This is a genomic window from Blautia coccoides, from assembly GCF_034355335.1.
Classification (GTDB): Bacteria; Bacillota; Clostridia; order Lachnospirales; family Lachnospiraceae; genus Blautia; species Blautia producta.
Window position 1 is genome coordinate 1855806 of record NZ_CP136422.1, and the last position, 17142, is coordinate 1872947.

Below are 17142 nucleotides of genomic sequence, written 5' to 3' on the forward strand. Positions count from 1 at the left end.
TGACAAAAAGATAGATGTGGTCAGAATGGGAAAGTGTCTGTGTGGCAAAAGAGAGATGCGGTCAGAATGGGAAAGTGTCTGTGTTACCAATAGATGTGGTCAGAATGGGAAAATTGGCTGTGAGGAGAAAGGAATGCAGTATAAAGATAAATGTGTCTATGGAAGGAAAAGGGTGTGGGATGGGGTTGGGGATGTACAGGAACATAGGTTCTGTGTTAGAATATGGGTATGAGTGAGATGAAAGAAGTTATTCGGATATCGGTTAGGAATTTAGTGGAGTTTATCCTGCGCAGCGGGAATTTGGATAACCGGAGGACAGTGTCTGCGGACCGGGAGGCTATGAGGAAGGGGAGTAAGGCGCACCGGAAGATCCAGAAGCAGATGGGATTGTCTTATCGGGCGGAGGTTCCGCTTTTGTGGGAGGAAGAATTCGATGAATTTGTTGTCCGGCTGGAAGGCAGAGCGGATGGGATCATAGAGGAGAAGGATGGAGTTACCATTGATGAGATCAAAGGTGTCTACCGGGATCTTGAATTTTTGGAAGAGCCTGTGCCGGTTCATAGGGCACAGGCTATGTGTTATGCTTATATTTACGGAACCCAGAAGGGACTGGAGCAGATAGGGGTACAGATGACTTACTGCCAGTTGGAATCTGAGCAGGTAAAGCGTTTCCGGGAAGAAATGTCTATGTCTGTGCTCAAAAAGTGGTTCTCGGATCTGATGGAACAATATTATAAGTGGGCTTATTTCCAGTACAGGAGAAGAATAGAACGCAGGGAGTCCATGCAGGGGCTGGAGTTTCCCTATGAGTACCGGGAAGGGCAGAAGAATCTGACGGCTGGGGTCTACCACACATTCAGGAGCGGGAAACAGTTGTTTATTCAGGCACCCACCGGAATCGGAAAGACTATGGCGGCTCTTTTTCCTGCTGTGAGAGCCGTGGGGGAAGGCTATGGGGATAAGATTTTCTATCTGACAGCCAAGACGATCACCAGGACGGTAGCAGAGGAGGCATTTTCAATTTTAAAAGGAAAAGGACTGTCGTATAAGACGCTTACCATCACTTCCAAGGAGAAAATGTGTTTGATGGATGAAGTGGAGTGTAATCCGGAGAAGTGTCCCTATGCAAAGGGACATTTTGACAGGGTGAATGATGCGGTATACGAACTGCTGACTGAGCAGGATACTTATCAGAGAGAAGTGCTGCTTGAACAGGCAGAAAAATGGCAGGTGTGTCCCTTTGAAATGTGTCTGGATACCTCTACCTGGGTGGATGCGGTGATCTGCGATTATAATTATGTGTTCGATCCCAATGTGTATCTGAAACGTTTTTTCGGAGATGGTGTGAAGGGGGATTATCTGTTTCTCATTGATGAGGCCCATAACCTGGTGGACAGAGGGCGGAATATGTACAGCGCGGTTCTCTGTAAAGAGGATTTTCTGGAAGTGAAGAAAGTTGTGAAAGAGCACAGCAGAAAGCTGGAGAGGATCCTGGAAAAGTGTAATAAGGTTTTGCTGGAATATAAGAGGGAATGCCAGGATGAGTACAGAGTGATGGAAAATATAGGCACTCTGGCACTGCAGCTTATGAATCTTCTGGGGGAGATGGAAAATTTCCTGGAGAGGGAGCAGGAGGAGAAAGTGCGCAGTGCAGTGCTGGAATTTTCCTTTGAGGTGCGGCATTTTTTGAATATGTATGACCTGCTGGATGAAAACTATGTGATTTATACGTACCATGGGGCAGAGGGGAGATTCTATCTGACGCTGTTCTGTGTAAATCCAAAAGTGAATCTGCAGGAATGCCTGAACAAGGGCAGAGGCACTGTGTTTTTTTCCGCCACACTGCTGCCTATGGGGTATTACAGGTCGTTGTTCAGCACAAGGGAAGATGATTATGCTATCTGTGCCAGATCGCCTTTTCCCCGGGAGAACCTGAAGCTTATGATCGCTAGAGATGTGAGCAGTAAGTATACGAGACGGGGACAGGAGGAATATGGAAAGCTGGCTCAGTATATTCTGCAGACAGTTACAGTGAAAAAGGGAAATTATATGGTGTTTTTCCCCTCTTATAAGATGCTGCAGGATGTGTATGAGATTTTTGAGGAGAAGAGTTCAGGGATGGGTCTGCAGTCTGTGCTGCAGTCCGGGAATATGACGGAAGGGGAGAAGGAAGAATTTCTGGAACGGTTTGAGGGGGATCAGGACGGAACGCTTGTGGGATTTTGTGTGATGGGAGGCATTTTTTCTGAGGGGATCGATCTGACCGGGGAGAAGTTGATCGGGGCCATTTTAGTAGGGACAGGACTGCCCCAGGTGGGGTATGAGAGGGAAATATTAAAGAATTATTATGATGAGAAAAATAGGGCGGGATTCGAGTATGCCTATCGGTATCCGGGAATGAATAAGGTGCTGCAGTCTGCGGGAAGGGTGATCAGGACAAAAGAAGACAGAGGGATTGTTCTGCTTTTGGATGAGCGGTTTCTGCAGAGGGCTTACAGAGAACTGTTTCCGGTGGAGTGGGGAGGGTATGAGATCTGTTCACTGGAGGATGAGAGAGGGAGAGTGGAGGAGTTTTGGGGGGATGTGTATGGGGACGGGAAATCCAGGGCGCCGGGGGAGGCAGGGGACGTGTGTTGAGATTCTCTCGACGCTCCGCCGGCATTCAGCTAACCTGCTCCCGGCTGCTAAATTCGTCAGCAATGGCTTCCTCATTAATCAGCCGGGGCAGGTGGATCTGACTACCGCTTCGCTTAACCTCGTTCATCTCAACACACGTCCCCTGCCTCCCCCGGCACCCTGGATTTCCCTGGGGCTGGCTGTGCGGGAGGTGTAGGATTTGGAGGGGGATAGGGAGAAAAGAAAAAAGATGGTAAAAAAAGTGTTTAGGAATGCAGAAAATTAAAAATTGGATGGTGTGATGCCCTGTGGGGACGGTGATTGATGGCTGTCTCTGTGGGGTATTTTTTTGTGGCGGGGAGGGTGGAAAATTGTGGAATTATGTGAAAATAATAACGATATGATTTCCGTGTACAATGTGCATAATGTGGCAAGGTTGCCACATATTTGAAATCTGGTAACTATTAACGAAAATAATTTTAAGGGTTGAAATCTGTAAAACTATGGTTATATAATACGAAATATAAGATATAAAACAGAAAAAAATGTAGAAAGTATACAAAAGTTGTGAAAAGAGGTGAAATTTAAAGAAATGCTTGAAAATATGGAATGTGAAAAAATTTCATATAAAAAGGATGAAAATGTGAAAAAAATCACAATGAAAAGGATTGCCGAAGAGGCCTCTGTGTCTGTTTCCTGTGTGGCAAGATGTGTGAATAACAGCGGGTATGTGGCGGAGGAAAAGAGGCGGAGGATCAGTGAGGTGATGGACAGGCTGCATTACATTCCAAACCAGCAGGCAAAGTGTCTGCGGGACGGATGCTCGAAATTGATCGGTCATATTCATGTGACTTCAGAGGAGAATATTTTCTTTACAAAGATAGCTGCAACCATTGAGCGAGAAAGTTTTTCCAGAGGGTATAAGACAATTTCCATTGCCTTTGAAGAGGGCAATATGGAGATGGTGGAGAACCAACTGAGGGATCTGCTGGCCTACCGGGTGGATGGGATCATTCTGAACCCGGGCATCAACGGGAAGATTGTAAAGGAATTGGGAGAGAAGGTAAAGGGACTGACCATTCCCATGGTGATGATTGAACGGCCTGCAGATGTGTATGAGGTGGAAAAGGTGCTGGTGGACAACACAGAGGGCAGTTATATTGCCACGGAGAAGCTGCTGGCAGCAGGGCACAGGAAGATCGTATATCTGGGAAGAGAGTCAGAGGAGCCTGTGGAGCAGGAACGCTATCACGGATATGTGCAGGCAATGCGCGGAGTGGATGATACATATGTGCAGAGGCATTCTTATTTTACGCAGGAGTATACCGTGGAACATGGATTCATGAAGTGTATGGAGATCCTGGAGGAGATGAAGGGGGACATGCCCACTGCCATTTTCGCATCGTCGGATATTCTGGCGGCGGGGGTGCTGCGCGCATTGTATGAGAGAAATATAAAAGTTCCCGAAGATATCTCTGTGATCGGATATGATGATACCATTGCCAAGTTTCTTTCACCGCCGCTGTCCACCATGCGGCTGCCGGTCCGGGAAATCGCGGAGGCGGCTGTGGTGGCATTGATCACAAAACTGGAGAAGCCGGGAGGAAACAGCGGGAACAGAACAGTAAAGATTGGACCAGTATACGTGGAACGGAATTCCGTCAGAGGCCTGAACAGGCAATGAGGGCGGATATTGGAGAAGGAAGGGTACGATGACTGAAAAAGGAAGGAAAGATAAGAAAAACGGGGTGGAGAAACTGGATAAACATACGCCGCTTCTCATGCTGCTTCCCGCAGCAGCGGCTGTTTTGCTGGTATCGGTATATCCCACATTAAAGACTATGTGGATGTCTTTTTTTGACAAACAGCTTTTGAAAAAAACGGTATCTTTTATAGGACTGTCCAATTACGGGACGGCTCTTAAAAATCCGGATACCTGGCAGGTGATCTTCAATACATTGTTTTTTGCGGCAGTGTCTTTGATCCTGGGGGTGGCGCTTGCTATGTTCATTGCCGTGAAGTTGATCAAGCCGTATCCCGGACGCGGCTTTTTCCGGGCGATGTTTCTGATTCCCTGGGTGACGCCTCCTCTGGTGGCCTCCTTTGTGTGGAGGACCATACTGAGTGCAAACTTCAGCCCTCTGAATTCTATTTTGCTGAAGCTGGGAATTGTGAAGGTGCCGGTGAGCTTTCTGGAGAGTACACAGACGTATTTCGGTTTTCTCTCGGTGCCGCTCATTATGATCACGCTCATAAATGTGTGGTCCATTTTCCCCTTCCTCATGGTGATGTTTATTGCCGGACTGCAGACTGTGCCTAAGGAGCTGTATGAGGCCGCCACTATGGACGGAGCGGGAAAGATAAAAAGCTTTTGGAAGATCACAGTCCCATGTATCAGGCCGGTCATATCCGTGTCTGTGCTGTTGGAGCTGATCTGGCAGTTTAATAACTTTAATATCAGTTATATGGTGACACAGGGCGGGCCTTTGGGGCTGACTAAGCTGCTGGCTGTGGAAGTATACCAGCAGGCATTTACAAATTTCAGATACGGATATGCGTCAGCGGTCAGTGTGATCATGATGTGCATTGCCCTGGTTCCGGCAGTTGTCTATATCCGTTCATCTCTGAAAGAAATAAGCTGACGGCAGGGGGTGAAGAAAATGAGGAAGAAGGTAAAGAAAACAGGTGAGATATTTCGGCATTACCTGTCATTGATCATTATCAGCGCGTTTGTTCTGCTTCCATATTACTGGATGGTGGTGACAGCGGTGAAGCCCACGGAGGAGGTTATGATTTCCCCGGCAACGCTTCTGCCCTCCAGGATCTCTCTGGACAATTTCTCCAGAGTCTGGCAGTCTATTCCGCTGGGATCTTATATGAGGAATTCTTTTGTTGTGTCCGTGGCAGTCACAGCGGTGAGCGTGGTTTTTGCCACTCTGTGCGGATACAGTATCAGCAGATATATCAGGAGAAGGGCACAGAAAATCTCCCTTGTGCTGATGCTCTGCACACAATTGATACCGGGGATCGTGACCATGATAAGCCTATATTTCATTATGTTTAACATGGGGATGACCAATACATATAGAGGGCTTATCATTGCCTATACCGTCTGGGCGGTTCCCTTTTGTACCCTGATGATCAAAGGATATTTTGACGCTGCCATTCCAAGAGAGATCGAGGAGAGCGCGCGTGTGGACGGCTGCAGCCAGTTTGGGACATTTTTCAGGATCTGTCTGCCGATTTCTGTGCCGGGGATCATTTCCACTGCGATTTTTGCGTTTATACTGGCGTGGAACGAATATATGTGGGCGAGCATCCTTTTATCTAATAATAAACTGAAACCTGTGTCAGTGGGAGTCTATGATTTTATAGGACAGTACGGGGCAAATACAAAGCTGGCACTCACCATGACGGCGGGAATTTTTATAACACTGCCGGCGGTAATAATTTTTGCGTTTCTGCAGAAATATTTGATCAGCGGACTTGCTGCAGGAGCGGTCAAGGGTTAACAATAAAAAAAGACTAACTATTAAAGAAAGTCAATAAATAGTTTCAAAAACAGAGATGTTTTGAGTATAGTGGCGATGACTTATTCATCGCAATCAGTACCTTGAAAATTGCATGACAAATAGAGCATCGAGTATGATGCTCTGACAAGAAGATATGATGTTGGAAGAATTAGATTGCTTTTTGGTATTGCTGTCCAGTGCGTTCGAGATGATAAATTAGCCGAACTAGTTTCTTGGTCGCGTGAGACATTGCAACATAGTAATGCTTGCCTTCAGCTCGTTTCTTGGCAAGATAAGCCTTGTAGGTTGGATCCCATAGACAAACATATGCGGTTGCATTAAACAGAGCATATCTAAGGTATCTAGAACCACGTTTTTCCATTCTGGCATAACAGTTATCTAACTGGCCGGATTGATAGGTAGAAGGCGACATTCCTGCATAAGCAAGGATCTTATCTGGAGAGTCGAATTGGCTAAAGTCACCTATTTCAGCAATAATCATGGCACCCATTCGATAGCTGATTCCAGGAATGCTAAGGATTGGAGAATTGATTTCATCCATGATGACTTTAATCTCGTTTTCAATCTCTTCGATTTCAGAATCTAGCTCTCTAATGAGCTTAATGGTGTGCTTTAATTCAAGCGATTTAGCTGGCATATTTGAACCGATAGAGGTTCTTGCAGCCTCTCTAAAAGCGATAGAGGTTTCTTTTGTGTAGTGGCCTTTAGATGCGGTTTCAAGAAGATTTGAAAGTCTTGTGAGATGTGCATTAGCTACCTGTTTTGCACCAGGAAATTCGTAGAGTAACTCATAAACAGAATTCTGATGAAGTGTTGGAACAAGCTTTTCTAACTCAGGGAAAAGGATACATACAAGACGGGATATAGATGTTTTAAGCTTCGCGCGTTCTTTAACTTTATCAAAACGATAGCGAGTAAGTGACTTAAGCTCTTCGTTGTGATACGATGTGTCTGAGTAGGACTTTAAGTTCACGTCAGACATTAGCATAGAAGCAATTGTATGGGCATCAACTTTATCCGTTTTCGTCTGTCTAAGGCTTAGACTTTTTCTGTACAGATTAGTATGTAACGGGTTGATAACAAAGGTGGCCAGACCTTTATCAAGCAGATATCCGAGAAGATTGTAACTATAGTGTCCAGTGGCTTCTAGGCCTACTTTTACTTTAGAAGCATCTTCCATAACGGATTCTATTTTCTGATAAAGCTCGTCGAACCCATCGAGATTGTTTTTGATGGTAAAAGCCTTGAAAAGGACTTCGCCATCAGAGTTTGTGATAAAGCAATCATGCTTATCTTTTGCGACATCAATTCCTACGTAAATCATATAGGACCTCCTGATATAAAGTATTGATACTGTCTTAAGATCCACAGGGCTCCTTGCAATCGTAACCTACTTCTTGATAAACCGTCATGCGGTAACTAACTGATTAACAAATAAACAAAGAGACTGTGGTTGGAGCCTTTTTTAAACCATCAAGTGGTAGGAGGTGATAACCAATCCACAGTATCTTAAAATAGCATAGTCAAACCTGTAGAAAAGGTAAAGAAAGACTATGACTTTATATAATAGTAGGAGGAAAAAAGTATGAGAGAAAAGAAATGGCTGGCGCTTGGCCTGACAGCAGTGATGACAGCGGGGATGCTGTCCGCATGCGGAAAGGAGGCTGCCCAGGAGACTGCAGAGACAAAAAAAGAGGAGGCGGATGGCAATGCCGCGGCAGAGGAAGGCAGCGCGGCAAAAGAAAAGCCATATGACGGCACAGAGCTTACCTTCTGGATGCAGAGTTATGGCAATGACCCCTCCAACCAGACGGAAGCCATGGACAAGGTGACCTCGGATTTTCTTGAAAAGACAGGGATCCAGGTGAACTATGTGATCAACGACTGGGGCAGTGCCAATCAGAAACTGACACTGGCCTGTACCGGCGGGGAAGCGCCTGATGTGGGAGATGTATTTTTCACAAACTCTTTTGTGGAGATGAGTTCTGATGATTACGGACTTATGGAGATCAATGATGTGATCCAAGAGCTGGGCGGGGAGGATACCTGGTACTCAGCAGGAAAAGATGAGGCCTGTGTGGATGGAGACTGGTATGGCGTTCTGTGGAGATTTGACACACGTGCGCTGATCTACAACACAGAAGACTTTGAAAAAGCAGGGATCACAAAAGCCCCGGAGACCTGGGATGAATTGATCGAGACCGCCGAAAAGCTCACCGAGACAGATGACAGCGGAAACATTACCCATGCAGGCCTTGCCTGGTATTCAGATATGGGCCGATATGACCAGTCCTGGTTTTCCATGCTGGCCCAGAGCGGCGGGAAGATGATGAGTGAAGATTTTTCCGAGTTTACCTTCAACAGCGAAGAGGGTAAGAAATCCCTTCAGTTTTTATCAGACTGTATCAATAAATACAAGATCTGCAACAGCAGTGTGGATGCATCCTATGATGCCCTGACGGAATTCATGGGGGGCAATGTGTCTATGGTGTTCGGCGGTGCAGCAGACAACAGGACATCCATTTTAAGTTCTGCACCCCAGATGGAGGGTAAGTTTGCCGCAGCCCCGCTCCCCACTGCAACAGGGGCGGAAAATGAGAACCATGCCATTGCCTTCTCCGCTCCCATTGCAGTTTTTAAGACCACACAATACCCGGATGCGGCCAAGGAATGGGTGAAATATTTTTGCAGCGAGGAGGTTCAGCTCTACCTGAGCAAGCAGCTTTCCCTTCTTAATTCTAATGTAAATGTTATGAAGGATTCCTATTTTACAGAGGATGCATGGCTGAATGCCTATGTGGAGACTTCAAAACGCTCCCAGGCAGGTGATATGCCTCTCACAACATGGAGCCAGCTGGATGCATGGCCGGACGGACCTATTCCGAAAATGTGTTCAGAAGTTGTCAACGGCACAGATATTGAAAGTGCCATTGAGAAGTGTATGAAAGGCCTGCAGGAAATCGGATATTGACCCCGCAGGGAAGCAGCCGGGAGGACTTTGGGTGTCTGCCCGGCTGCGGACAAGAGAAAAAAGAAAGGACTAAAAATTATGAAAGCGATCATGTATGAGGGACCAAGACAGCTAAAGGTGATTGAAATGCCAAAGCTGCCTATGAAGGAGGATCAGATCAGATTAAAATCCTTATGCTCCGGCGTCAGCCATGGGACAGAGATGAATGTATACAGAGGGCTTGCCCCGTTTTTCAGGAAAAAGCAGGATCCGGATACCCGCCTGTTTTTAGCGGCAGGGGAGGATGAGACCTGGGAATATCCCATCAGAAGCTTTGACCCCGGTGTATGGTATATGGGATATGCCTCCGTTGGGGAGGTGGTCGAGACAGGAAAAGCGGTAAAGGGAATCAAAGGAGGAGACATTGTGGCTTGCAGTGCGCCCCACCAGGAGGAGAATGTGATCAACGCAGAGGATGCGGTTGTACTTCCAAAAGATATCCCGCCGGAAAAAGGCATCTTGCTCACCAACCTGATCACGGCGTATAATGGAATCATGGATACTCATATAAATCTGGGGGATGTTGTGGTGATCAGCGGTCTGGGCGTACTAGGGCAGCTCCTGGTACAGATGGCCCGTATGAGCGGTGCACACAAGGTGTATGGAATCGATATGATAGAAAAGAGAAGAGCGGCTGCTCTGGAGAACGGCTGTGACCGGGTCTTTGACCCATCGGAACAGGATGTGGCTCTGGAGATACGCAGGCTTACAGGTAACCGAGGGGCAGACAAGGTGATAGAAGCCTCCGGTAACGCAAAAGCCCTCAATGAGGCCATACGCATTGCGGCGCCGGATACCACAGTGACAGCACTGGCCTGGTACCAGGGAGCGATGGCGGATGTAAATCTGTCGGAGGAATTCCATCATAACAGGATAGGCATAAAGCAGTCACAGACAGGGGCTGTGGACCCTTCCTTTTCCAATCTGTGGAATTATGGGCGGAGAGTGGAGGCCTGTATAGAGATTTTGAGACATTTGAAAACAGATAATCTCATGGACAGATTTCCATATGAAGACATAGCCCATGCGTACAAGGTTATTGACAAAGATCCCGGACAAGTGATACAGGTTATGTTTACGTACTGATAAAAGGAGGAAAAAAATTTGAAAATTTCTGTGTGTATAGACGCAGTCTATGCAGGGAAAGACATCACGGCCGCCATTGATGATGTGATGGCAAATGGGCTGGATACCATTGAATTTTGGGGCTGGGAGGATAAGGATATACAGAAGCTTGCCCAATATCAGAAGAAAAAGGGATTCCGGGTTGCTGCCTTTTGTACTAAGTTTATCAGCCTCACAGACCCGCTGCTTCGGGGGGATTATGTGAAGGGACTGGAGGAAACGCTGGAAATCGCAGAGCGTTTAAATTGCAGATGCCTGATCACACAGACCGGGGCAGATACAGGAAAGGACCGGGAAATACAGAAAAAATCTCTGATAGAAGGACTGAAAGCCTGCGCGCCTATTCTGGAAAGGAAGGGGGTCACCTTGGTGGTGGAGCCGCTGAATCTGAGAGTGGATCATCAGGGGTACTTCCTTTCCGGCTCGGATGAGGCGGCAGAGATCCTAAAGGAAGTGGGCAGTCCGAATGTGAAAATGCTGTTTGACATCTACCATCAGCAGATCACAGAAGGCGATCTGATCCGCAGGATACAGAAGTACCTTCCCTGCATAGGCCATTTTCATGCGGCAGGCAATCCGGGACGGCATGAGTTGTATCAGTCGGAGATCAATTACCCTTATGTTTTCCAGGCAATAGAGAACGAAGCGTATGAAGGATATATGGGACTGGAATATTTCCCGGAGGATGCGCCGGAGGCAGGACTTGTCTATGCAAAGAAGGTGTCAGGATGGAAAGAGTGAGAACTGCGGTAGTGGGCTGCGGGGTTATCAGTGAGGTATACCTTCAGGCGTTTCAGGAGAAATTCCGCGTCATAGAACTTACAGCCTGCTCAGATATAGACCGGGAAAAGATGGAGCACACGGCAAAAAAATACGGCATCCGTCCTATGCAGTGGCAGGAAATCCTGGAAGACAGCAGCATAGAACTGGTGGTGAACCTGACAAATCCGTCGGTCCACTATACTCTCACACTTCAGGCAATAGAGGCGGGAAAGCATGTATTTTCGGAAAAAATGCTGGCAGTCACCTTTGAGGAGGGACTGGAACTCTGCCGTCAGGCAGATCTGCATCAGGTACGCCTGGGCGCAGCGCCGGACACATTTTTGGGCGGAGGGCTTCAGACTGCTGCCGATGCGGTCCGCCGGGGACTGGCAGGGGAGATCATAAGCGGTATTGTGTCCCTCACCAGGGATTACAGCCTGTTGGGAGAAATCCTTCCGCATCTGAACCGGAAAGGCGGATCTATCCTGTATGATATGGGCTGTTATTACCTGACAGCCCTGTGCAGTATCCTTGGACCCATTGAACGGATCAGCGCCTTTGGAAAAAAAAGAAATCCTGTGAGGCACGGAAACAGAGTGGGAGGGCCGCTCTTTGAAAAAGAGTTTACTGTGGAGGACTGTAACGTACTCACAGCCCTGCTGGAATTTGCCTGTGGGACACTGGTAACCTTCCATTTAAATGGGGCATGTATAGCGGAGGAGACCTTTCATTTAGAGCTGTGCGGCAGTAAAGGGATTCTGACGCTGGGCGATCCCAATACCTTTGAGGGGAAAACAACCCTTCAAAAAACAGGGAACCCGCCGGCTGTCCTTCCCTATACACACGGATACCGGGAACAATCCCGGGGGCTGGGGGCAGCGGAGATGGCCTGGGCTATTCGGAAAGGACGGCCCCACAGAGCGGGCAAAGAGATGGCGCTCCATGTATTGGAGGCAGCACAGGGAATGACAGAGAGCCTGGAGACGGGAAACACATATAACATGAAAACGGTATTTACGGTTCCGGAGCCGCTCCCCGAGGGATATATAGGGAATGGATTCTGGGGACATACAGAGGAAAGTGCGCTACTTTAGCTTGACCGTTCCCTTTTAGAAACGTATAATATATACATTCCCCTGAATAACCAATACGGATGTCTGTTCATAACTGTCAGAGTGTGTATGGACAGATGTGATTTTGGAAAAGGGGGAGGATTTGTATTTCAGAAGGGAGATATTTTTATGAAGGTAGTAAGCACTGACAAGGCTCCGGCAGCGATCGGACCATATTCACAGGCAATGATTTTAAACGGAGTGGTATTCACTTCCGGTCAGATCCCCATTGACCCGGCCACAGGCGAAATTACAGCAATGACCATTGAGGAGCAGGCAGAACAGGTGATGAAGAATCTGGGCGAGGTGCTCAAAGAGGCGGGAAGCAGCTATGAGAAAACAGTTAAGACAACCTGTTTTCTGTCAGATATGGGCAACTTTGCATCATTTAATGAGGTATATGGAAAATATTTCACAGGCAAACCGGCACGTTCCTGCGTAGCAGTAAAGACACTGCCTAAGAATGTACTGTGTGAAGTGGAGGCAATCGCTGAAATTTAAGCAGATTTGCTGTGCATACCGTGTCCGCAGAGATACGGGGCGCAAAATAAAACAATAGGATAATATTTTTTTGTCTGGAAGAATGCCATAATCCCCCCACGGGGCTTGTGGCATTTTTTTTGTTTTGGTAAAGTAGAAAAGTAGGAAAACAGTGGCTGTGATAGGATCGAACAGTTACGAAAATAGAAATATCTTAGCGAAAAGGATGGAATTATAGAAATGTTATTGGAGAAAATAGAGAGATACTGGAGCACGCGCACAGAAGGATATTCGGAAGTGAACCACAAGGAACTGGAGGGAAATCAAAAGGAGGCCTGGCTGGAATTGCTGGAGGGAGAATTTCCAAGGCTGCCCAAAGAAGAGATAAAAATACTGGACATTGGCACCGGCCCGGGATTTTTCCCCATTATTCTGGCAGGGGCAGGATATATGGTTACAGCCGTGGATTACACCCGTGAAATGCTGGAGAAGGCTATGGAAAATGCGGGAAGTCTGTGTGAAAAAATAAATTTTTACCGGATGGATGCTCAGAATCTGGAGTTTGAGGACAACACATTTGATGTGGTGATCTCCAGAAACCTGACCTGGAACTTGGAAAAGCCGGAACAGGCCTATAAAGAATGGCACCGGGTGCTGAAGCCGGGCGGAAAGCTTCTGAATTTTGACGCCAACTGGTACGGATATCTCTATGATGAGAAAAAGCGGGAGGCCTATGAACAGGATAGGAAAAATGTGGAGCAGTTAAGCCTGGATGACCATTACCTGTGCACAGATATTGACGCTATGGAGCAGATCGCCCTTCAGATGCCCCTCTCCGCCAGGATGCGTCCTGAATGGGATTGGGAGATATTGAAAAACACAGGATTTGCAAAGGTACGCACAGATACGGAAGTGTGGGACAGGGTATGGAGCAGGGAAGAAAAACTGAATTACGGATCAACACCTATGTTTATGATCAACGCGCAGAAAGGGGACAGCAAAGTCTATGTTTAATAAGGAAACATTTATTTTGGGAAATATAAAGGCAGAGCCGGGGGAGAGATGCAGTGGTTTTCTGGAACTGGCAGAGGGAAGATTCAAGCTGCCTGTGACCATCCTAAACGGTGAGAAACCGGGTAAGACGGTTCTCATCATGTCAGGAGTTCACGCAGGAGAATATGTGGGCATCCAGGCAGCCATTGAACTTTCGGAAAAACTAAAAACAGAGAAGATCAACGGAAGGATCATCCTTGTAAAAGTCATATGCAGGGATGCCTTTGAGTGCAGAGGCGGAAGTTTGGGCGTGGAGGATAAGAAAAACCTGAACCGGGAATTTCCCGGAGATCCGGAAGGGACGGCCACACAGCAGCTTGCATGGGCGATCACAAAAGAATTGTTTCCTGCGGCTGATTTCTGCATTGACCTGCACAGCGGCGACGATTACGAACAGCTCACCCCCTATGTGTATTATGCGGGGAGGGCAGAGGAATCTGTTGTGGCAATGTCAAGAAAGATGGCAGAGCAGGTGGATGTGCCCTATATGGTTCGGTCCACGGTTGCCACAGGCGGAGCTTATAATTATGCGGCACATACGGGGATTCCCGGTATCCTCATAGAGAGAGGCGGCATGGGCGGCTGGACCATGGAGGAGGTCCGTTCCACCAGAAGGGATGTGCGGAACATTCTATGTTCACTGGGTATTTATGATGGGCAGAGAGACTACCGTGTCTACTATCCTCTTGACGTGGTGGATATCAGATATCAAGCCGCGTCTGCCACTGGCTGCTGGTATCCCTATAAGACGCCGGGAGATATGATCCAGGGCGGGGAGGTTCTGGGTATTGTAAAGGACTATGAGGGGAATGTGATGGAGGTCTGCCGTGCGGAATGCGACGGTGTTATCCTGTGTCAGACAGGCAGTCTGCAGGTTCTGGAAAACGGCCCTATGATTGCTTACGGAAGAATCGTCAAGAACTTTGATGACAGAAAAGAGAGGATCACAGAATACTGGGCAAAGCGCAGCGAGAGCTTTATGGAGCAGAGGCGGAGAGAACTGAAAAGCCCTCTCGCAGAGCGCTGGCTGCAGGAAATTTGCCAGAGGCTTCCAAAAGGTAAGAAATTAAAAATTCTGGACGTGGGATGCGGCTCAGGTTTCTTTTCCATTCTTTTGGCAAAACAAGGGCACGAAGTGACAGGGACAGATCTGACCCCGGAGATGATCGTCAATTCCAAACAGCTTGCAGAGGAAGAAAAGGTCTCCTGCCGTTTTCTGGTCATGGATGCGGAGAAGCTGGAATTTGAAGATAACAGCTTTGATGTTGTTATCTCCAGGAATCTGACCTGGACGCTGCCCCATGTAAAGGAGGCTTACGCGGAGTGGAAAAGGGTACTGAAGGCGGAGGGAATCCTTTTGAATTTTGATGCCAATTATGGTGCCAGTAATTTTGCAGATACATCAGAACTGCCAAAAAGCCATGCACATCACACCCTCGGGAATGAAATGATGCAGGAGTGTGAGGAGATCAAGCGCCAGCTTCCCATCAGTTCCCGTGTCCGCCCGGCCTGGGATGTGGAGACGCTGGGGCAGATGGGAATGGAGGAGTTTTCCATAGATTTGGGGATCAGCAGGCGGATCTATAGAGAGAAGGATGAATTCTATAACCCCACGCCTATGTTTATGATATGCGCGGGAAAGAGTGGACAAGGGATGAGAGGATGAGAAAGTACATAATAAAAAGGCTTCTGCAGCTTATTCCGATCCTGATAGGGATCACTTTGCTGTCCTTTATTTTAATGCAGACGTCTTCCATGGATGCCATTGATGTAATGGAGCAGAATACAGGGGGGTCTATGTCTGAGGTTGAGAAAGCTGCGGCGAGGGAAGAACTGGGACTGGATAAGCCTCTTCCCGAGCAGTATGTGGTGTGGCTGAAAGGTGTGCTCACAGGTGATATGGGGAAATCCTTTGTATCGGGACAGCCTGTATTTACAACTTTTGTATCAAAGCTTCCGGCCACGATGGCGCTGGCCGTCACATCTGTTTTGCTGACTGTATTGATCTCGATTCCTTTTGGAATCCTATCGGCTGTAAAGCAGAACAGCTTTTGGGATTATCTGATACGCTTTTTCAGTTTTATCGGAAATTCCCTTCCGAACTTTTTTGTGTCTTTGCTGCTGATCTATTTTTTCGCCCTGAAGCTTGGCTGGTTTCCGGTTATGGGAAACACCCAGGGATGGAAGAGTATTATCCTGCCAACGCTTACCCTGGCTCTTGCAATGGCGGCAAAATACACCAGACAGGTGCGTGCCGCAGTGCTGGAGGAGCTGAATAAAGAGTATGTACAGGGGGCAAGGGCACGGGGGGTACAGGAAAATAAAATATTATATTTCAGTGTGCTGAAAGCATCTATGCTGACCATCGTCACACTTCTGGCGTTATCCATCGGTTCCCTGCTGGGAGGGACAGCCATTGTCGAGTCCATATTTATGTGGGACGGTGTAGGGAAAATGGCTGTCGATGCCATAACTATGCGTGATTATCCGGTGATCCAGGCGTATGTCATCTGGATGGCTGTCATTTATGTGCTGGTGAATCTTGTTACAGATATCATTTACTGCTGTCTGGACCCAAGGATCCGCATGGGACAGGAGGAAGCCGGATGAGGAAGAGAGACCATACAAAACTGAAATGTGTTATTTTGGCTGTATTAGTGGGACTTCTGCTTTTGGCCGCAGTTTTTGCCCAATACATTGTGCCCTATGATCCTTATGCACAGGATTTGGAACATGCGCTTCAGCCGCCGGGAGGGGCGCATTTATTGGGGACAGACCGATACGGAAGAGATATGCTTTCCCGGGTGATCATGGGAGGACAGACAACAATCTTTTCCTCTCTGGCGCTGGTGCTCATCATTATGGCAGTGGGAACTGTTATAGGGGTATTTTGCGGATATAAGGGAGGAAAAACGGACACTGTGCTCATGAGGATCTCCGATATCTTTCTGGCATTTCCGGGAATGGTTTTTGCTATTGCGGTGGCAGGGGTTACCGGGGGAGGGGTTATCAATGCAGTGGCTGCGCTGGCATGTATATCCTGGCCGAAATTTGCCAGGATCGCCAGAAGCCAGGTGATGACCCTGAAAGAAGCGCCTTTTATCGCGGCAGCCCGGTTGTCAGGCTGCAAAACGTGGAAGATCATCGGAAAGCATATGCTGCCAAATATTGCAGGACCGATCCTTATCACCGGTGTCCTGGATATCGGTACTATGATGATGGAGATCGCGGGCCTGTCCTTTTTGGGACTGGGAGCAGTTCCCCCTATAGCAGAGTGGGGATCTATGATGAGCAGTGGAAGGAGTATGCTTCAGACGTCTCCCTGGGTGATCCTTGCCCCGGGTTTTGCAATATTTTTCACAGTTATGTTATTTAATCTGTTAGGCGATACCGTGAGGGACGTTATGGATCCCCGCGGAAATAAAAAACAGAAAAGAAAAGGAGATTAGTC

General features: G+C 47.6%; 15 protein-coding genes. 14 read left to right on the plus strand and 1 reads right to left on the minus strand.

Annotated elements, in window-relative coordinates; translation table 11 throughout:
- The first annotated feature begins 41 nt into the window (after positions 1-41).
- From BLCOC_RS08130 to BLCOC_RS08150, 5 genes are all read left to right on the plus strand, one after another.
- On the plus strand, positions 42-236 hold the full coding sequence (locus tag BLCOC_RS08130) for a hypothetical protein (RefSeq protein ID WP_147298909.1): 195 nt from the start codon (positions 42-44) through the stop codon (positions 234-236).
- Positions 229-2637 (plus strand): helicase C-terminal domain-containing protein, encoded by a 2409-nt coding sequence (locus tag BLCOC_RS08135; RefSeq protein WP_115624961.1) that lies wholly within the window; start codon positions 229-231, stop codon positions 2635-2637. Before BLCOC_RS08130 ends, BLCOC_RS08135 begins: the two co-directional genes overlap by 8 nt.
- 622 nt (positions 2638-3259) lie before the next feature.
- Entirely contained in the window at positions 3260-4300 is a 1041-nt protein-coding gene (locus BLCOC_RS08140) for a LacI family DNA-binding transcriptional regulator (protein WP_165907298.1), read from the plus strand.
- 28 nt (positions 4301-4328) lie between these two features.
- Positions 4329-5258, plus strand: coding sequence for a carbohydrate ABC transporter permease (locus BLCOC_RS08145; RefSeq protein ID WP_018593647.1), 930 nt, complete (start codon positions 4329-4331; stop codon positions 5256-5258).
- Positions 5259-5276: 18 nt separating this feature from the next.
- The gene (locus BLCOC_RS08150) at positions 5277-6128 is read left to right on the plus strand and encodes a carbohydrate ABC transporter permease (RefSeq protein ID WP_115624963.1); all 852 of its coding nucleotides are present in this window, start codon (positions 5277-5279) and stop codon (positions 6126-6128) included.
- 169 nt (positions 6129-6297) lie between these two features.
- Here BLCOC_RS08150 and BLCOC_RS08155 read toward each other — a convergent pair whose 3' ends face one another.
- Positions 6298-7473 carry an IS110 family RNA-guided transposase gene (locus tag BLCOC_RS08155; protein ID WP_115622538.1) on the minus strand — a complete coding sequence of 392 codons (1176 nt, stop codon included), beginning with the start codon at positions 7471-7473 and terminating at the stop codon, positions 6298-6300.
- 261 nt (positions 7474-7734) lie between these two features.
- Here BLCOC_RS08155 and BLCOC_RS08160 point away from each other — a divergent pair, with 261 nt between their 5' ends.
- From BLCOC_RS08160 to nikC, 9 genes are all read left to right on the plus strand, one after another.
- On the plus strand, positions 7735-9120 hold the full coding sequence (locus tag BLCOC_RS08160; protein ID WP_115624964.1) for an extracellular solute-binding protein: 1386 nt from the start codon (positions 7735-7737) through the stop codon (positions 9118-9120).
- A 78-nt stretch (positions 9121-9198) separates the two neighbouring features.
- Positions 9199-10245: a zinc-dependent alcohol dehydrogenase gene (locus BLCOC_RS08165; protein WP_242999063.1), complete on the plus strand. Its 1047-nt coding sequence runs from the start codon at positions 9199-9201 to the stop codon at positions 10243-10245.
- A gap of 18 nt (positions 10246-10263) precedes the next feature.
- Complete coding sequence (locus tag BLCOC_RS08170) at positions 10264-11025, plus strand: hydroxypyruvate isomerase family protein (RefSeq protein WP_115624965.1); 762 nt, start codon at positions 10264-10266, stop codon at positions 11023-11025.
- Positions 11013-12140: a Gfo/Idh/MocA family protein gene (locus BLCOC_RS08175; RefSeq protein ID WP_115624966.1), complete on the plus strand. Its 1128-nt coding sequence runs from the start codon at positions 11013-11015 to the stop codon at positions 12138-12140. Before BLCOC_RS08170 ends, BLCOC_RS08175 begins: the two co-directional genes overlap by 13 nt.
- Before the next feature lie 147 nt (positions 12141-12287).
- On the plus strand, positions 12288-12659 hold the full coding sequence (locus BLCOC_RS08180; protein ID WP_115625566.1) for a RidA family protein: 372 nt from the start codon (positions 12288-12290) through the stop codon (positions 12657-12659).
- Between the two features lie 219 nt (positions 12660-12878).
- Complete coding sequence (locus BLCOC_RS08185) at positions 12879-13652, plus strand: class I SAM-dependent methyltransferase (protein ID WP_207660203.1); 774 nt, start codon at positions 12879-12881, stop codon at positions 13650-13652.
- Positions 13645-15357, plus strand: a complete 1713-nt coding sequence (locus tag BLCOC_RS08190) for a M14 family metallopeptidase (RefSeq protein WP_115624968.1) — start codon at positions 13645-13647, stop codon at positions 15355-15357. Before BLCOC_RS08185 ends, BLCOC_RS08190 begins: the two co-directional genes overlap by 8 nt.
- The gene (nikB, locus tag BLCOC_RS08195) at positions 15354-16301 is read left to right on the plus strand and encodes a nickel ABC transporter permease (protein ID WP_115624969.1); all 948 of its coding nucleotides are present in this window, start codon (positions 15354-15356) and stop codon (positions 16299-16301) included. Before BLCOC_RS08190 ends, nikB begins: the two co-directional genes overlap by 4 nt.
- Complete coding sequence (gene nikC, locus BLCOC_RS08200; RefSeq protein WP_115624970.1) at positions 16298-17140, plus strand: nickel transporter permease; 843 nt, start codon at positions 16298-16300, stop codon at positions 17138-17140. Before nikB ends, nikC begins: the two co-directional genes overlap by 4 nt.
- Positions 17141-17142 lie beyond the last annotated feature (2 nt).

Coding starts and splice junctions, on each gene's coding strand:
- BLCOC_RS08135 (WP_115624961.1), top strand. CDS start 229: ATGAGTGAGATGAAAGAAGTTATTCGGATATCGGTTAGGAATTTAGTG.
- BLCOC_RS08145 (WP_018593647.1), top strand. CDS start 4,329: ATGACTGAAAAAGGAAGGAAAGATAAGAAAAACGGGGTGGAGAAACTG.
- BLCOC_RS08150 (WP_115624963.1), top strand. CDS start 5,277: ATGAGGAAGAAGGTAAAGAAAACAGGTGAGATATTTCGGCATTACCTG.
- BLCOC_RS08155 (WP_115622538.1), bottom strand. CDS start 7,473: ATGATTTACGTAGGAATTGATGTCGCAAAAGATAAGCATGATTGCTTT.
- BLCOC_RS08160 (WP_115624964.1), top strand. CDS start 7,735: ATGAGAGAAAAGAAATGGCTGGCGCTTGGCCTGACAGCAGTGATGACA.
- BLCOC_RS08165 (WP_242999063.1), top strand. CDS start 9,199: ATGAAAGCGATCATGTATGAGGGACCAAGACAGCTAAAGGTGATTGAA.
- BLCOC_RS08175 (WP_115624966.1), top strand. CDS start 11,013: ATGGAAAGAGTGAGAACTGCGGTAGTGGGCTGCGGGGTTATCAGTGAG.
- BLCOC_RS08180 (WP_115625566.1), top strand. CDS start 12,288: ATGAAGGTAGTAAGCACTGACAAGGCTCCGGCAGCGATCGGACCATAT.
- BLCOC_RS08185 (WP_207660203.1), top strand. CDS start 12,879: ATGTTATTGGAGAAAATAGAGAGATACTGGAGCACGCGCACAGAAGGA.
- BLCOC_RS08190 (WP_115624968.1), top strand. CDS start 13,645: ATGTTTAATAAGGAAACATTTATTTTGGGAAATATAAAGGCAGAGCCG.
- nikB (WP_115624969.1), top strand. CDS start 15,354: ATGAGAAAGTACATAATAAAAAGGCTTCTGCAGCTTATTCCGATCCTG.
- nikC (WP_115624970.1), top strand. CDS start 16,298: ATGAGGAAGAGAGACCATACAAAACTGAAATGTGTTATTTTGGCTGTA.